Source organism: Variovorax sp. N23 (genome assembly GCF_025486315.1).
Taxonomy (GTDB): Bacteria; Pseudomonadota; Gammaproteobacteria; order Burkholderiales; family Burkholderiaceae_C; genus Variovorax.
Genome location: NZ_JAOOPY010000006.1, coordinates 290,768 through 305,799, shown reverse-complemented (window position 1 = coordinate 305,799; position 15,032 = coordinate 290,768). Strand labels below are relative to the sequence as shown.

Genomic DNA, 15,032 nt, shown 5'->3' with positions numbered 1-15,032 from the left:
AGCGGAGGTGGGGTAGGCGGCCATCTCATGGGGGGAAGGCGGCGCCGTCGCAGGCCTCGGCCTTCAGTCGCCCCGTTCACTCGTAGTGGCTCCGCTCTCACCCAGCGGCTCTGCCTGCCCCTCCTTGATGGACTCCCGCATACCGGGAACCGACAGCAAATACAGCGTTTCCTGAATCGACTGCCAGTCGTCAGCAGACACCAGCACCGCGCTGTTGCGCTTGCCGGAGATCAGGATAGGCTGATGCGATTCGTTGGCCTGATCGATCAGCCGATGCAGGCTTGCACGCGCTTCACTGGCGGTGATCGGTGGGGTCATGGTTCGCTCCAGAGAGAGACAACGAACGTACGCAAAATCGAAGGATTCGTCCATGCCGCCATATGCTTACCGGCCGGCATCTTGCACCCCATGATCCATGCGACGCACCGACCTTCGACTTCCTGACGCCGACTTGCAAGAAGACCAAGCCATCGCGGACAAGATCCTGACGCTGCTCGCTTCCCGTGCGCCCTCGACGTCGATTTTCCCTTCCGACGTGGCGCGTGCGCTGTCATCCGACCAGCGCATCTGGCGCGCGCAGATGCCCGCCATCCGGCGCGTGGCGGGGCAACTTGCGGTGGAGGGACGGGCGAAGGTGACACGCGGGGCCATGGAAGTCGACGCACTTTCAAAGGGTGGGCCTATCCGGATTCGGCGGCCATGACAAAGCGCCTTTAGCAAGACGTACGCAATGCAGCGTTTGCCAACTTCCACGTCTAGGCAACTGAGGTCTCCTTCAAGGTCTATACGCAAGCAGCAAACGTTCATCGACGAGGGGCCGATTCATGCCCACCAAGGCAGCGAAGCCAAGCTCCAAGAATGAGTTAGCTTGACTGGGTCAGTAGCGACTGAGTTGCCTTGACCGTCACCGTACAGGATGTTCATGAGCTTCAAGTCGCACCTTGCATGAGCGACCGCAAAACTGCGAAATGCAGTTCCGGAGGTGAGCAGAGTAAGGATCAGTCCCGATGCAAACTGATCGAGCTCGTCCGGCGAACGGTTGTGAGCACCAACGGCGTGGAACTGCATTCGGTATCTCCAACGACGAGGGGCACGTTGGAGCAAAGGGACGACTACCGCATGCTAACGATCGGCAACGCCCGAAGGGTCAAACCCCAGCGGGGAGCGCGTGGCCGCATCCAATATCCCCTCGTATGATCACAGATGCTCTCCGTCCCCAGGTTCCAGCTCTAGCCACCATGGCCCAACTTTCCGATAAATCCATTCGAGCAACGTTGATCTCACACCTTCGAGGTCGATCAGCCGTTCCGCGAGCGGTCTTGGAAGAGGTTCGAGTTCACAATGGAAATGCCATCGCGGATGTGGTGGCAATTCATCGTTCTGCCCACTGCTACGAGATAAAGGGCCAAACGGACACTGTCGCTCGAATTCTTCGCCAAGGTGCCTTTTACGATCAGGCATTCGAGCGAATAACGCTAGTGACCACGGACAATCATGTTGCTCAGGCTGCGGCACTGGCGCCGTGCCATTGGGGCATGATTCTGGCAACTTCGGATGCGTCCGATTGCGTAAAGTTGCGTTACCTTCGGAAGGCAACCGTGAGTCCAAGTTTCAATAAGCAGGTCGCCTTACTTACACTTTGGAAGAGCGAACTCCTCGCAATGTGTAGCGACCGAGACAAGAAGCTCGAAAGGCTAAATCGGGCAAACTTGAGTGAACTGGTTGCACAAACAAATGCTGCGCGCGACGTCAGCGAGCGAATCGCAGAATTTCTACTCGCGCGTCATTGCAACAATGGGTGGTCAGTTGCCATGTAGCTGATGTGCGCGTTGATCGTTGGCTTTAGAATGCTGCTAGGAGTGACGCCGCTGCCGAGCAGTTTCGCTTTTTGATCAAGGTACGCATCCCCGTAGGAATAAGCCGATCCACGGTAGAACGATTGCGACACTATCTGCAAAGCAATATCGTTATACTGGAGACTTCCCCTCGCGTGCGTTTTTAATGCACCACCTCGCCAAATGTGATGATGGAGGTCGTCACTGTAAATAATCTTCGGCGCCATGACGTTTTGCATCATCTCCGGGGGGATGCTAATGTCTGAATACATCGGGCTCACTACAGTGTAGTCGCCAAACCCGATGTCATCCAAACCGTGCACATCCTGAATCTCTCGAAATAGCTGCAGTTCAGTGCGATCGAGACTGGTTGTTTGGTTAGATTTCGCCGCCTCGCCGATAGATGCCGGAACAGATGAGCCGGCGACGATAATCTCCGAGAAGTTGAACGCCACGCGGGATGCCGCAATGAAATCTGCAAGCTTTTTCGCGTGTCCGATCACATTAACGTTGCTACACATCCGCGAATCAAGAATCAAACGCCAGGATGAAAAATCAATGCCTCGATCAATCAAGTCTTGGATATCAGATTCGATCAGAGCGAACGAGTCGAAATCTTCCTCTAGCAACCGAATAGCGGCCACGTCGGACTGGATAATCCCCTGTCCCTTTGCCAAAAAAACGGCATTGACGTGATGAGGTGAGCGATCGAGCCCCAATACAGGGATAAAGCTTGTGTTCTGGAACCGCTGGATTACGCTGGCATATGTCGATGCACCGGCAGCTGCCACATCATCCGGGATATCAAAGTTGTCTAGAAAAAATGGCTGCGCCTCCCCGAGATTCTTTTCGACTTTACGGGCGCTCTTCTCCAGCAGCACTTGGTAGGACTTGGCCGTCATTCCATCCTTCCGAGGCAGATCGAAAAATGGAACGATCCACTCCTTTATGGCGGCCGGCAGCACGGCCAGCGCGCCCACCTCGTTCGACTTGAGCTTCAAAAAGGGCGTGTACTTAATCTTTGCCAAGCAGAATCTCCCGCGTATTGACCGCATTTACCAAATCGGAGAAAAGCTCATGCCGTCGCAACTCACGGCGCAGTCTTCCCGCCACAATCTGTGGCGCAATCGCCATCTTCTTTGCAAATGCGTAGATGTCGTCTTCGCTAAGGGTGTACTTGGCAGGGCAACTGCGCCAGTCACTTCGCGGAATGAGTTCGTCGGATGCGAATCGATCCGCTTGCCTCTCCGTCACAGTGGGACGCTCCTCGTCGAGGTCATCAACAATTGGTGACTCCAACTGGTCAACGTGCAACCTGATATGCCCCAATTCATGCATTAAGGTGAACCAGTAGTTGTCCAGACGCGCATGACGAAGACTCATCCCGACAACTGGGGTACCGGAGGGCAGTAAAAACACTGCGCCGTCGGCCTTCAAGCCAGGCAGTGAACGCTCATAAATCAGAAGGATGCCCTTCGCATGAAGTACAGAGGCGACCTGAATAAGTCCGCTCGCATCAGAGGCAAGGCCGCGCAACTGTTGAAGAGTCTGATCGCTCAAACCGTCGAACGGCGGAATGGCATTCGAAGCAACAAACCATTCCGACAAGACGCGAACTCGCGCGAGCCACACGACAGCCGCAGAACTCAGCTCGCCTAGCCGCGCTCGATACAAAGCCTCTGGTTTACCAGAGCCCGCGTACAAGTGGGTCGTCAGCTCATATAGCGTCCTATCGGGATCGGCTCCACGATGTCGAGGCGGCAAAGAAGACAAATGCTTCTTTGCCTTAAGGAACGCCTGGTAGTACCCATAGCCATCGGCCCAACAATCGGGCGAAAGAGGGAAATCGGCGTACTCGCTCATGTCATCTCGAAGTACTGAAGTACTTCCTTATCATGCTCAGGTAGGCGTTTCATACCAAGCGCGAGATAGAATCCAGAAGCTCTAGGTAAGGCGTGCAATGAAAATCCCTCATGCAGCCCAAGCTCTTCTTTGGCGAAATTTCGGACCTCCTCCACAAGAAGTTTTCCCACGCCCACAAACGAGCGCGGAGCTAAAGGGTTCTCCCGATTCCATGGCGCAACAGCAATGAACTCGATGTAGAAAATCTGACCGTCGTGCAATGCGCTTGGCTTCGGGTGATAAACAAGACACGCAGCCTGGGGGTAGCCTTCAGCGATCAAAAAGAACCACTTGTACTGATCGTCGGAGGCGTAGTTGAGAGATTTTCTCAGCCAGCGCCAATGGCTATCGTCGATTTGGATTTCCCCCAAAACAGCCCTGAGCTCTTGCTCCGTATAGCGCTGCGCCTCGACGTACGCCATGAGCTGCACATTGAAGACCCCCCAGGTTCGATCACAAAGATGCGCCCTGACTGGATCCCACCCCACACGGAGCTCATAGGGGACCTTTGAATCTGACCTTGAAGTAAGTACGCCTTCCCCAATTACAGCCACTGCAGCAGGTGCCGTATCTGGCGACCTCGCAAGCAAGTCACGCAGCTCCTCGAGCTTGGCCTGTATAGGATCCAAAGCGGCGTCTCCTAAGTATTTTGTTTGCATTGTCACACACTGTCACATTGATTTCAATGCTGCTAGGCGCAGGGTCATGGGGCGCCAAGGAGCAGCAAGGAAGTTCGCACAGCAGCCCTCCTTCCAATATCCGGTAGTCGTGGCGAGATTGACAAGAATCGGAGACCCCCAAGCCACGCGCCAGGCTCGCCATAACAAGACAGTTCGCCTACTTCCAGCTGCAGGCGAATATGGATGCGTTTCGATAGGTGTCGGCGCTCAACTGAAGCGGGGCCTGTTCGCCCGCAACTCGAGTCAGCGCAGCACTGTCAAACCTGTCACGCCCGCTTCCGCGCGCCCAATCACCTGCGCGCCACCAAACCCTTCCCCCCCGAAAACCTCCAGCACCGCATCGACAGCCTCGGCAGCACAACTCACCAGCAGCCCCCCCGAAGTCTGCGGATCGCTCAACAGACTCTGCGCCGTCGCCGGCAGCTCCTCGGCCAATTCGACATCGGCCCCGTAGCCCGCCCAGTTCCGCCCCGAAGCCCCGGTCACGAACCCCTCGGCCACCATCGCTTCCACGCCGTCGAGCAGCGGCACCTTCGACCACTCGATCACGGCCGTCAGCCCCGCGCCGCGCGCCAGTTCCAGCGCGTGGCCGGCCAGGCCGAAGCCGGTGACGTCGGTCAGGGCGTGTACGCCGTCGAGTTGCGCCAGCGCGATGCCGGGGGTGTTGAGCTTGGTGGTGGTGTCGATCAGTTGCCGGTAGCCGGCTTCGCTCAGTTGCTCCTTTTTCAGCGCGGCCGAGAGCACGCCGACACCGAGCGGCTTGCCGAGGATGAGCACGTCGCCGGGCTTGGCGCCGGCGTTGCGGCGCACGCGGTCGGGGTGCACCAGGCCCATCACGACGAGGCCGTAGATGGGTTCGACCGAGTCGATGGTGTGGCCGCCCGCGATGGGGATGCCGGCGGCGCGGCACACGTCCTGGCCACCGCGCACGATGTCGCCGATGACTTCGATCGGCAGCTGGTTGACGGGCATCGCGACCAGGGCCAGCGCCATGATGGGCTTGCCGCCCATGGCGTAGACGTCGCTGATGGCGTTGGTGGCTGCGATACGGCCGAATTCGTAGGGGTCGTCCACGATCGGCATGAAGAAGTCGGTGGTGGCGATGAGCGCCTGGCTGTCGTTCAACTTGTAGACGGCCGCGTCGTCGGCGGTCTCGATGCCGACCAGCAGCTCGGGCGGGATGAGGCCACCGCCGCTGTTCTTGAGGATCTCCGACAGCACGCCGGGCGCGATCTTGCAGCCGCAGCCGCCGCCGTGCGAAAAACTGGTGAGGCGCAGCGGCGCGAGCGGGTTCATGGGCGTGGGGTTCATGCGGTGGATTATCGAAGTCATCGCGTCATGGCGCCGGTTTCTACAATGGCGCCCTTCCTTGTCCGCATGCCTCCGAGGCACACCCCCATGAAAACGATCCTCCGACTGACGCTTGCGTTGTCCCTTTCCTTCGCCGCGCTCGGTGCTTCCGCACAGGGCAAGGTGCTGCGCGTGTCGGCCATCCCCGACGAGGCGCCGACCGAGTTGCAGCGCAAGTTCGCGCCGCTGGGCGATTACCTGAAGAAGGAAACCGGCATGGACGTGCAGTTCACGCCCGTGACCGACTACGCCGCCGTGGTCGAAGGCCTGGCGACGAACAAGATCGACCTGGCGTGGCTGGGCGGCTTCACCTACGTGCAGGCGCGCATCCGCACCAACGGCGGCGCGGTGCCGATCGTGCAGCGGGCCGAAGACGAGGTGTTCACCAGCAAGTTCATCGTGCCGATCGACAGCACGGCCAAGACGCTGGCGGACCTGAAGGGCAAGACCTTCGCCTTCGGCGCGCCCTCTTCCACGTCGGGCAGCCTGATGCCGCGCTACTTCCTGCTGCAGGCGGGCATCAACCCCGAGAAGGACTTCAAGACGGTCGCGTTCTCGGGCGCGCACGACGCCACGGTGGCCTTCGTGGCCGCGTCGCGCGCCGAAGCGGGCGTGCTCAACGCGTCGGTGTGGGACAAGCTGGTCGAGTCGAAGAACCCCAACGCCGCCAAGGTGCGCGTGCTGGCGACCACGCCGACCTACTACGACTACAACTGGACGGTGCGTCCCGGCATGGACCCGGCCCTGCAGAAGAAGCTGACCGACGCCTTCCTCAAGCTCGACCCGGCCAACCCGGCGGACAAGGAAATCATGGCGCTGCAGCGCGCGAGCAAGTTCATCCCGACCAAGTCGTCGAACTACGACGGCATCGAGACGGCGGGCAAGTCGGCCGGCCTGATCAAGTGACCTTCATGGTCCGGTTGCAGGGATGAGTTTCTCCCTGGCCGCCGTCGGCCTGGTGCACCCCAACGGGCACCGTGCGCTGCAGGGCGTGACGCTGGCGGCGCGCGCGGGCGAACGGCTCGCGGTCATCGGGCCGTCGGGCGCGGGCAAGACGACGCTGCTGCGCGTGCTCGGCGCCGCGCTGCGGCCGAGCGAGGGCACGGCCACGCTGCTCGACGCGGCGCCGTGGCAGCTCGGCGGGCCGGCGCTGCGCAGGCTGCGCGCGCAGATCGGCACGGTGCACCAGAGCCCGCCGATCGCGCCGCGGCTGCGCGTGGTGACGGCCGTGCTGTCGGGGCGGCTGGGCGACTGGTCGGCGCTGCGGGCGCTGTCGTCGCTGCTGCATCCGTCGGACATCGCGGGCGCGCACGCCGCGCTGTCGCGTGTCGCGATGGAAGACCGCCTGTTCGACCGCTGCGACCGCCTCTCGGGCGGGCAGCTGCAGCGCGTGGGCATCGCGCGCGCGCTGTACCAGCGGCCGCGCCTGCTGCTGGCCGACGAGCCGGTGTCGGCGCTCGACCCGACGCTGGCCGACGCCACGCTGCAACAGCTGGTGGCGCAGAGCGAATCGACCGGCGCGACGCTGGTGGCCTCGCTGCATGCGGTCGACCTGGCGCTGCGCTGGTTTCCGCGCATCGTCGGCATGCGCGACGGGCAGGTGATGTTCGACGCGCCGGTGGGCGACGTCACGCCGCAGATGCTGACCGCGCTGTATGCGAGCGAAGGCGCGCTGCCGATGCAGGGCGTGGCGGATGCGTTACCGGTGCGCGCGGCCGCCGTGGCCGTGGCGCGGCCGGACTGCCTGTGACCTCGGCAAGCGTCCCCTTGCACGACCCGGCCGCGCGGCGGCGACTGGTCGGCGTGCTGGCGGCGCTCGTCATCGCCTGGCCCATGCTGACGCTGGCCGAGTTCAACCCGGCCGCGCTGTTCGCCTCGGGCAACCTGCAGGTCATCGGCGGTTTCCTCGGCGCCTTCCTGCCGCCCGAGACGGCGCCGGCCTTTCTCGCGATGCTGCTCAAGGCGACGCTCGAAACGCTGGCCATGGCCACGGCCGGCACGGCGCTGGCCTTCGTCATCGGCGCGCCGCTGGCCTTCGTCACGACGCGCGCGCTGTCGGTGTCGCGCATCGGCCCGGGGCCGGGCCGCGTGCGGGCGGGCGTGGTGCGGCAGGGCGGACGCAGCGTGCTGATGGTGCTGCGCGCCATCCCGGAAATCGTGTGGGCGCTGATCTTCGTGCGGGCGCTGGGCCTCGGCCCCGCCGCGGGCGTGCTGGCGCTGGCCATCACCTACGGCGGCATGCTCGGCAAGGTGTACGCCGAGGTGCTGGAGTCGACCGATACGCGCCCGTCGCGCGCGCTGCTCGAAGCGGGCAGCAGCCGGTTCGCCGCGCTGTGCTACGGGCTGCTGCCCAACTGCGCGCAGGAGCTCGTCTCGTACACCGTGTACCGCTGGGAATGCGCGGTGCGCGCTTCCGTGGTGATGGGCTTCGTCGGCGCCGGTGGACTGGGCCAGCTGATGGACCAGTCGATGAAGATGCTCAACGGCGGCGAGGCGAGCAGCATCCTCTTGGTGTTCCTGGCGCTGGTGCTGCTGGCGGATGCGCTGAGCAATGCGCTGCGGAGGCTTCTGGCTTGAACACGACCGCTGTCCGCACGATGCCGACCGCACCACCGCCCTGCGTGCGTTGCTGGGCCGTGCTCGGCGGCGTGCTGGCGGCCGTGGTCGCGAGCTTCGTCTACCTCGCCATCGACTACCGCGCACTGTTCACGCGCGAGTCGCTGGGGTTCATGGGCACCTTCGTCGCGGAGTTCTTCCCGCCCGACCTGTCGGCCGGCTTCGTGGCCAAGACCGCGTGGGGCGCCTTGCAGACGCTGGCCGTCTCCGCGCTCGGCTCGCTGCTCGCCGCTGCCGCCGGCGCGGTGCTGGCGCTGCCCGCATCGGGCCGTGGCGGTGCCGTGGCGCGGCAGGCGTCGCGCTTCGTGCTGAACCTGCTGCGCAGCGTGCCCGAGCTGGTCTGGGCCGCGCTGATGGTGCTGGCCGCGGGCATCGGCCCCTTCGCCGGTGCGCTGGCGCTGGCGCTGCACACCACCGGCGTGCTGGGCCGGCTGTTCGCCGAGAGCCTGGAGAACGCGCCGCGCGAGCCCGAACAGGCGCTGCTGCAGAGCGGCTCCGGCGCGGTCGCGGCCTTCGCCTACGGCAGCCTGCCGCTGGTGCTGCCGCAGTGGCTGGCCTACACGCTCTACCGTTGGGAAATGAACATCCGCATGGCGGCGGTGCTGGGCTTCGTCGGCGGCGGCGGGCTGGGCCAGCTGCTGTACTTTCACCTGTCGATCTTCCAGCAGCCGCAGGCCATGACGGTACTCATCGCCATGTTCGCGCTGGTGGCCCTGGTCGACGTCGCCAGCGGCCGGCTGCGGCGCACACTGGGGCCTGCCTATGCCTGAAGACAACAACAACCATCGCCGACAGCCGACCCGCGTGACGGACCGGCACGACTTCGACACCATCATCGACGCGCGCTCGCCGGCCGAGTTCGCGCTCGACCACATTCCCGGCGCCGTCAACTGCCCGGTGCTCGACGACGAGGAGCGCCGCATCGTCGGCACCATCTACAAGCAGACCGGCGCTTTCGAGGCCCGCCGCGTGGGCGGCGCGATGGTCGCGGCCAACCTCGCGCGCCACCTGCGCGAGCAGTGGGCCGACAAGCCGGCCAACTGGCGGCCGATGGTCTATTGCTGGCGCGGCGGGCTGCGCAGCGGCTCGATGGTCAACTGGATGCGCCTGGTCGGCTGGGACGCGCGCCAGCTCGCGAGCGGCTACAAGGCCTTCCGCCACCATGTGCTGGAGATCATCGAGACGGTCGTGCCACGGCTGCAGCTGAAGGTGATCTGCGGCGCCACGGGCAGCGCCAAGACGCGGGTGCTCGAAGCGCTGGCCGCGCGCGGCGAACAGGTGCTCGACCTGGAGCATTGCGCCAGCCACAAGGGATCGCTGCTGGGCGGCCTGCCCGGCGTGCCGCAGCCGTCGCAGAAGCGCTTCGAGACGCTCATCGCGACCGCGCTCGAAACCCTCGACCTGTCGCGCCCGCTGTACATCGAGGGCGAGAGCGCGCGCATCGGCCGCATCGCGCTGCCGGTTCCGCTGGTGACGCGCATGCGCGCGGCGCACTGCATCGAGGTCGAGGCAACGCCCGAGGCGCGGCTGGCCTTCCTGCTGCGCGACTACGCCTACCTCGCCGACGACCGCCACGCGCTGGCCGAGACGCTGGGCCGGCTCAAGGAAATGCAGGGGAAGGAAACCGTGCAGCGCTGGCAGGCCTGGGCCGAGGCCGGCGACCTGCCGCCGCTGTTCGCCGAGCTGATGGCGCTGCACTACGACCCGCACTACGAGCGTTCGCAGGCGCGCCATTTCGCGGCCTGGCCGCAGCGCGACCGGGTGGCGGCGCCGGATCTGACGGCTGAAGGCATCGATGCGGTGGCGGAGGCCATCAGACAGTTGCCAGCGCGGACCTGACCGGCGCGCCGGCCACCACGCCCGCCGCGCTTGCGGCTAGAGCATCCGCTGCAGTGTGTTGTCACGCCGGACGAGCCAGTGCCAGAGCGCCGCCAGGATGTGGATGCCGATGACGTAGTAGAAGGCCTCGCCGATGAACTCGTGCAGATGCTCCAGGGATTTCGCCAGCTCGGGTTGCGCCGCGCCGAACGAGGGAATCGCCCACTCGGTCAACGGCAAGCCGATGCCGCGGCCGGAAAGCAGCCTGGACGCGATGCCCAGCACCGGCTGCACGACCAAGAACACGAAAAGCGCCAGATGCGCCGTCCATGCCGCCAGGCGAGAAGCCGCGCCGGGCTCGGGGATGATCGGCGGGGCCGTGTGCCGCAGGCGCACGAGAATCCTCGGCACGGTGATCAGCAACACCGGCATGCCGAGCAGGAAGTGCGATTCAACGACGAAGAGGCGCTCCGCGGAGCCGCGCTCGAGAAACTTCCTCGCGTTGATGGCGATGTAAGCCAGGAGCACGAGAACGAAGGTGATCCAGTGCGTGTGGCGCAGGAATGCAGGGTAGCGCGATCCGTTAGGGGTGTTCATGCGAGGGCCGTGAGGTGTTCGTAGAGGATGAACGAGCCGATGCCGATGAGCAGCAGGCCGCCGATCCCTTCGGCCCAACGCCCGACCACGTTGCCCAGCAGGCGGCCGACCATCACGCCGAGGGTGACCATCACGAAGGTCGCCAGGCCGATCGCGGCGGCGACTGGCACGATGCTCACATTCAGGAAGGCCAGGCCCACACCGACCGCCATCGCGTCGATGCTCGTCGCGAACCCCGTCACCGCCAGCAGCCAGAAACCGTGCCTGCTCGGCTTCGCGGCCTCTGCCTCGTCCGGCTTCTGCGCGGCCGCCCAGACCATGCGTCCGCCGAGCACCAGCAGCAGCACGAACGCGATCCAGTGGTCAAAGGTCTTGACGTAGTCGGCGGCGGCCAACCCGAGCCCCCAGCCGATGAGGGGCGTGATCGCCTCGATCACGCCGAAGATGGCGCCCGTGCGAAGCGCCTCGGACCATTTCGGTTTTTGGAGTGCGGTGCCCTTGCCGACGGCCGCGGCAAATGCATCGGTCGACATGGCCAGGGCCAGCAACGCGGTGGAAGCGAAATTCATGTGGGATTCGTTCTAATGGGTCGGGCGAGAGCGCAACGGCACGTCACCACTGCCCGACCTAAGTCGTGGTGACATGCCGATGGTCTCGCCAACCGAATGAACGGATGCCGGCGCCACAGCATGCAAGATGCCGAGTGTGTTGACGCAGGCGCTTCCAGAAGCGGAAGCCGGCTACTCCCCAAAGGGATGGGCAGTATAAGGGTGCGCCCTCAGCGCGGCGCGGCGCCCTTGCGGAACTCGTCGAGCTCCTCGCTGACCTCGGACTGCTACGGAAGCACCGGGTTGGCTTGCGCCCGCTGCACGCGGCGGTCGGCGTCGCGCTGAAGCAGGAAGCGCTGCGACACCAGACTGTTCGCCGCCGTGGTGACTGCCGCGACATACCCCGCCTGGTCGGTGTAGAGCGATTCGAGCGACGGCCGCGTGTCACCGGCCGCGATGCGTGCGGTCTCGGTCTTGTGGAAAGGCAGGAAGGCCCCCGACAGGTTCACGAGGTCGACGATCCCGGGCGTCGCAACGTAGTTGAACTCCAGGTTGGTACCCAGTGGCGCCTGCACGTCGACGGCGCGGATTCCGGCCTTGGTCAGACCGGTGCTCGCGTCCACCTGCGGCACCAGGATGGCGTAGTCGCGGCCTGCGTACGAAGGCGGCACCAGGGTGGGCACGCCCGACTCGTCTTCCGGGCGGTACTGCGGGCCGTAGTCGAGCAATGGAAAGCCGTTGTAGCGGGCGAGGTAGCTGAATGCCGGGATCGCCGTGGGCGAGCCGCCGGCCGGTGTCCAGCTGAGGCCCGCAATGGTCGGGAAGACGAGCTGGCTGGGCGGCACGAGCGTACCGTCCGCCACCTTGGGCACCTGGCTCGCCGGCGGCGGCACGTCCTGCGTCACCCAGGCTTCCAGGTTCACGAACAGGGCGCGGAAGGTGTCGGCGGTGTCCACCATGGAACCGGCCGGGTAGACCGTCGCGGCTGGGTTGAAGCCGATGCCGGCCGCGAGCCCGCCGGTGCCCGTGGAGTGCTGCGAACTGGCGTAGTAGTAGATGCGTGCGTTGGCCGGCTGCGTGAGGTCGCTGAAGCCGAAGGCGTCCGTCAGCACAGGTGAGCCCTGCAGCTGCCAGAACTCGGTGCCCGACAAGCCGAGGAAAAACTTCGGGCAGGTGGCGGTCGCCTCGCAGCGCTTCATCACGCCGCCCTGGCGCCCCGAGACCGAGTCGACATAGTCGGCCGACAGCCCACGCGGCGCGGTCTGGCCGAACGCGCGATGGTCGGTGCGCAGCCCGCCACCGCCGCCCGGCACGGCGAAGCGTGTGTTGATGTTGGTCTGGCGCGCGGCCACATGGGCATACACGCCGTCGAAGACCTTGCCCCCGTCGAGTCGCTGGTTGAAGCCCAGGTGCAGGAAGGTCTTCATCGCGTTGCCGGACTGCGAGGTGCCCTGGCCGATGGCGAACTTGATCTTTCCGGCCAGCGGATTCGGCGTGCCGGCGGCATCCGCAGCCGCGCCGCGGAAGAAGCTCACCGTGTCACGCAGGGCCGCCAGGCCGACGCCCATCACCTTCGGGTCCTTGGCGACGTACTGCAATTCGTACAGGCGATTCGGTTGGAAGCCGCCCTTGAGGCAGACGCGCGTCGGATCGGCGGTGCCGGGGAAAGGGTTGGCGGCCGCATCGCAGGCAGCGAACTTCCAGTCCGACGGTGCAATGGCCACGCGAGGGTCCGTCTCGTTGACGCGCTGCGTCAGCAGGTAGCCAGGGCGGGTGTTGTCCAGATCGGCCGGTGCATACGGGATCATGGTGCCGTTGAAGACGCCGCCGGGCAGCGCGATCGATGGTGTGGCCGCGCTGGCCAGCAGCTCCGTCGCATAGGGGCCGGTGATCGACGAGCCGTCCTTGTTGCGGGCGACCGGCACTGTCGCCGTGAGTCGCTGCGGCGAACTCTTGGGCACGTCGCCTTGCCAGGCCGAGAACATCCAGACGTAGCCGCGTTCAAAGAACTCCGCGTCGCTCGGGTTGGCCGCGAGGTTGGGCATCGTCAGGATGTTGCCGCGATTGGGCGCGTCGTAGCGCAGCACGCCATTGGCCTTGCCCATGTCCTTGGGCTTGAGCATCGTGAAGTCTGCGCTGTACTCGACCATGCCCCGCGCGTTCACCGGCGCGAGTTCGAGGTCCTGGATGATCGCGTTCTTCGAGTCCTTGGGATCGAGTTCGCCGCTGATGGTGCCGCTGACCTGCTCGTAGGCGCCGACGCTTCCGAAGGTGCCGGGGAAGTCGGTGGTCGCGGTGACCGTCATCTTCAGCTGCGGCGTGGCAGCCGTCGAGGGCGGCGGGGCCGTCGGTGGCGGCGACGAGGAGCCTCCGCCACCTCCGCATGCAGAGATGAAAGCGGCTGCGGATGCCGCAGCGAAGAGCGCCCGCAGGCGCGGTCGAGTGGTCATGTTGTCTCCGGTCGTTGTGATGGGTCGTGTCTTGCCCGGAGACAATGTAGGACGCACCCAACCATCCGTAAAATCGAAATTTCAGATGGATTGATCCAAGACTCAAATCATCGAGGGCCCACGCGGCGACTGCGGTGCGCCAGCCCTGACCCGGCGTGAAGGAAGCCGCTCAGCCTGCAGCCGACTGGCCGCAGACGTGCTCGACGCAGGTTGCCAGTCATGCGGAACGATCAGCACGTCGGCACGCAGGTCGTCCGTGGCCGAGTAGGCCAGGATGCGGACTGCCACGCTCCCGAACAGCATGTCCGTGAAGGTCGAGGCGGGGTGCTTGCCCACGACGATGAGCTCCGACCCGTTGCGTTGCTGCTGCACCAACGTCTGCCTGGCGGGGTCGCCGTGCGCGAGGGCCGACTGCACCCGGTTGCGCCGCGAATCGTAAGAGTCGGTGAGCCAGAACATCCGGTCCTGGGCGTGGCGCCTGCATTGGTCGCGGTAGGCCTTGATGGCACGATCCGACACTTCGGCATAACGAAGCTTCCCTTCGTTCGCGGTGCTGACGGCATGGAACAGCTCGACCGAAGCCGTCTTGCCGAGCGAGAAGCCCATGTCCACCAGGCCACGCGAGGCCTCCGAGAAGTCGACGGCGACCAGCATGTTGCGGTACGAACGCTTGGCGCTCCGGCGCGCAACCAGCACGGGCCGCCGCGCGTTGCGGATCAGCGCTTCCACCGGCTGGCCCAGGAAGAACGAACGCAGGTTTCTCACCGGCGCGGTGCCGCACACGACCAGGTCGGCAGCGCTCACCTCGGGCAGCAGATCCTCAACCGCATGGGCAAGGCGGCTCACGGCACGGACATCGATGCGGTGGATCTGCGAGAGCTGCAGCGCATGGTGGGCGAGCCGGGTGGCCGCATCCGACGGTGGCGCTTCTCCCGGGTAGGCTAGACAGGCCAGCTTGAGAACCGCGCCGTGCTCGGCGCTCAGCAGCGCCGCACGGTCCAGCGCCCTGCCTCCGTGAATCGAGAAGTCGGTCACGGCAAGAATGGAACGAGGGGTCATGGGAAATCCTTTGCGAATGGCTGACGCCAGCCTTCGAGGCGCACGCTGTCGCGGCGACTGGAACGCAGTGGCGGAACGAGGCGGCTCGCGTGTGAGCCTGGAGCGATGGGGCGCGGCCGGCAGGCTACCGGGTGCGGTCGCCGGGGGGCTTAGGCTGGTGAGCTACCAGCTTCGTGA

Annotated in this window: 16 protein-coding genes; 7 read left to right on the top strand and 9 right to left on the bottom strand. The window is 64.8% G+C overall.

Annotated elements, in window-relative coordinates:
• Positions 1-63 precede the first annotated feature (63 nt).
• Positions 64-318, bottom strand: a complete 255-nt coding sequence (locus N8A90_RS12195; RefSeq protein ID WP_262075142.1) for a type II toxin-antitoxin system Phd/YefM family antitoxin — start codon at positions 316-318, stop codon at positions 64-66.
• Between the two features lie 97 nt (positions 319-415).
• Between N8A90_RS12195 and N8A90_RS12190 the strand changes: the two genes are divergently transcribed.
• Positions 416-703: a DUF3253 domain-containing protein gene (locus N8A90_RS12190; RefSeq protein ID WP_262075141.1), complete on the top strand. Its 288-nt coding sequence runs from the start codon at positions 416-418 to the stop codon at positions 701-703.
• A gap of 304 nt (positions 704-1,007) precedes the next feature.
• Positions 1,008-1,817 carry a sce7726 family protein gene (locus N8A90_RS25485; RefSeq protein ID WP_410087669.1) on the top strand — a complete coding sequence of 270 codons (810 nt, stop codon included), beginning with the start codon at positions 1,008-1,010 and terminating at the stop codon, positions 1,815-1,817.
• Here the strand turns inward: N8A90_RS25485 and N8A90_RS12185 are convergent.
• The 4 genes from N8A90_RS12185 to selD all read right to left on the bottom strand — a co-directional run bounded on the left by N8A90_RS12185 (position 1,784) and on the right by selD (position 5,728).
• Positions 1,784-2,863 (bottom strand): beta family protein, encoded by a 1,080-nt coding sequence (locus N8A90_RS12185; protein ID WP_262075140.1) that lies wholly within the window; start codon positions 2,861-2,863, stop codon positions 1,784-1,786. The two genes, N8A90_RS25485 and N8A90_RS12185, sit on opposite strands and share 34 nt — an antisense overlap.
• Positions 2,850-3,698 carry an ImmA/IrrE family metallo-endopeptidase gene (locus N8A90_RS12180; protein WP_262075139.1) on the bottom strand — a complete coding sequence of 283 codons (849 nt, stop codon included), beginning with the start codon at positions 3,696-3,698 and terminating at the stop codon, positions 2,850-2,852. The genes N8A90_RS12185 and N8A90_RS12180 overlap by 14 nt, the downstream gene beginning before the upstream one ends.
• Complete coding sequence (locus N8A90_RS12175) at positions 3,695-4,159, bottom strand: GNAT family N-acetyltransferase (protein WP_262075138.1); 465 nt, start codon at positions 4,157-4,159, stop codon at positions 3,695-3,697. The genes N8A90_RS12180 and N8A90_RS12175 overlap by 4 nt, the downstream gene beginning before the upstream one ends.
• 501 nt (positions 4,160-4,660) lie before the next feature.
• A complete protein-coding gene (selD, locus tag N8A90_RS12170; RefSeq protein WP_262075137.1) occupies positions 4,661-5,728 on the bottom strand; it encodes a selenide, water dikinase SelD in 1,068 nt (355 codons plus the stop codon).
• 87 nt (positions 5,729-5,815) lie between these two features.
• Between selD and N8A90_RS12165 the strand changes: the two genes are divergently transcribed.
• Genes N8A90_RS12165 through mnmH form a run of 5 tightly spaced genes read left to right on the top strand, consistent with a single transcriptional unit; the run spans position 5,816 to position 10,222 of the window.
• Positions 5,816-6,673 carry a putative selenate ABC transporter substrate-binding protein gene (locus tag N8A90_RS12165; protein WP_262075136.1) on the top strand — a complete coding sequence of 286 codons (858 nt, stop codon included), beginning with the start codon at positions 5,816-5,818 and terminating at the stop codon, positions 6,671-6,673.
• 22 nt (positions 6,674-6,695) lie between these two features.
• Positions 6,696-7,517 carry a phosphonate ABC transporter ATP-binding protein gene (locus N8A90_RS12160; protein ID WP_262075135.1) on the top strand — a complete coding sequence of 274 codons (822 nt, stop codon included), beginning with the start codon at positions 6,696-6,698 and terminating at the stop codon, positions 7,515-7,517.
• Between the two features lie 17 nt (positions 7,518-7,534).
• Positions 7,535-8,344 carry a PhnE/PtxC family ABC transporter permease gene (locus tag N8A90_RS12155; RefSeq protein ID WP_410087668.1) on the top strand — a complete coding sequence of 270 codons (810 nt, stop codon included), beginning with the start codon at positions 7,535-7,537 and terminating at the stop codon, positions 8,342-8,344.
• Between the two features lie 20 nt (positions 8,345-8,364).
• Positions 8,365-9,153, top strand: a complete 789-nt coding sequence (phnE, locus tag N8A90_RS12150; RefSeq protein WP_262075185.1) for a phosphonate ABC transporter, permease protein PhnE — start codon at positions 8,365-8,367, stop codon at positions 9,151-9,153.
• Complete coding sequence (gene mnmH / locus N8A90_RS12145; RefSeq protein ID WP_262075133.1) at positions 9,146-10,222, top strand: tRNA 2-selenouridine(34) synthase MnmH; 1,077 nt, start codon at positions 9,146-9,148, stop codon at positions 10,220-10,222. Before phnE ends, mnmH begins: the two co-directional genes overlap by 8 nt.
• A gap of 36 nt (positions 10,223-10,258) precedes the next feature.
• On the opposite strand, the gene N8A90_RS12140 is transcribed toward mnmH, so the two are convergent.
• The 4 genes from N8A90_RS12140 to N8A90_RS12125 form a co-directional block, all read right to left on the bottom strand.
• Complete coding sequence (locus tag N8A90_RS12140) at positions 10,259-10,798, bottom strand: cytochrome b (protein WP_262075132.1); 540 nt, start codon at positions 10,796-10,798, stop codon at positions 10,259-10,261.
• Positions 10,795-11,367, bottom strand: a complete 573-nt coding sequence (gene mntP / locus N8A90_RS12135) for a manganese efflux pump MntP (RefSeq protein WP_262075131.1) — start codon at positions 11,365-11,367, stop codon at positions 10,795-10,797. The genes N8A90_RS12140 and mntP overlap by 4 nt, the downstream gene beginning before the upstream one ends.
• Before the next feature lie 266 nt (positions 11,368-11,633).
• Entirely contained in the window at positions 11,634-13,796 is a 2,163-nt protein-coding gene (locus N8A90_RS12130; RefSeq protein WP_262075130.1) for an alpha/beta hydrolase domain-containing protein, read from the bottom strand.
• A gap of 102 nt (positions 13,797-13,898) precedes the next feature.
• Positions 13,899-14,855: a universal stress protein gene (locus tag N8A90_RS12125; RefSeq protein ID WP_262075129.1), complete on the bottom strand. Its 957-nt coding sequence runs from the start codon at positions 14,853-14,855 to the stop codon at positions 13,899-13,901.
• Positions 14,856-15,032: the final 177 nt, after the last annotated feature.

Excerpts from the sequence above, each read along its gene's own strand:
- N8A90_RS12175 (WP_262075138.1), bottom strand. The coding sequence starts at position 4,159 with ATGGCGTACGTCGAGGCGCAGCGCTATACGGAGCAAGAGCTCAGGGCT.
- N8A90_RS12160 (WP_262075135.1), top strand. The coding sequence starts at position 6,696 with ATGAGTTTCTCCCTGGCCGCCGTCGGCCTGGTGCACCCCAACGGGCAC.
- N8A90_RS12140 (WP_262075132.1), bottom strand. The coding sequence starts at position 10,798 with ATGAACACCCCTAACGGATCGCGCTACCCTGCATTCCTGCGCCACACG.
- N8A90_RS12165 (WP_262075136.1), top strand. The coding sequence starts at position 5,816 with ATGAAAACGATCCTCCGACTGACGCTTGCGTTGTCCCTTTCCTTCGCC.
- mnmH (WP_262075133.1), top strand. The coding sequence starts at position 9,146 with ATGCCTGAAGACAACAACAACCATCGCCGACAGCCGACCCGCGTGACG.
- N8A90_RS12130 (WP_262075130.1), bottom strand. The coding sequence starts at position 13,796 with ATGACCACTCGACCGCGCCTGCGGGCGCTCTTCGCTGCGGCATCCGCA.
- N8A90_RS25485 (WP_410087669.1), top strand. The coding sequence starts at position 1,008 with ATGCAAACTGATCGAGCTCGTCCGGCGAACGGTTGTGAGCACCAACGG.
- selD (WP_262075137.1), bottom strand. The coding sequence starts at position 5,728 with ATGAACCCCACGCCCATGAACCCGCTCGCGCCGCTGCGCCTCACCAGT.
- N8A90_RS12195 (WP_262075142.1), bottom strand. The coding sequence starts at position 318 with ATGACCCCACCGATCACCGCCAGTGAAGCGCGTGCAAGCCTGCATCGG.
- mntP (WP_262075131.1), bottom strand. The coding sequence starts at position 11,367 with ATGAATTTCGCTTCCACCGCGTTGCTGGCCCTGGCCATGTCGACCGAT.
- N8A90_RS12180 (WP_262075139.1), bottom strand. The coding sequence starts at position 3,698 with ATGAGCGAGTACGCCGATTTCCCTCTTTCGCCCGATTGTTGGGCCGAT.
- N8A90_RS12125 (WP_262075129.1), bottom strand. The coding sequence starts at position 14,855 with ATGACCCCTCGTTCCATTCTTGCCGTGACCGACTTCTCGATTCACGGA.
- phnE (WP_262075185.1), top strand. The coding sequence starts at position 8,365 with ATGCCGACCGCACCACCGCCCTGCGTGCGTTGCTGGGCCGTGCTCGGC.
- N8A90_RS12190 (WP_262075141.1), top strand. The coding sequence starts at position 416 with ATGCGACGCACCGACCTTCGACTTCCTGACGCCGACTTGCAAGAAGAC.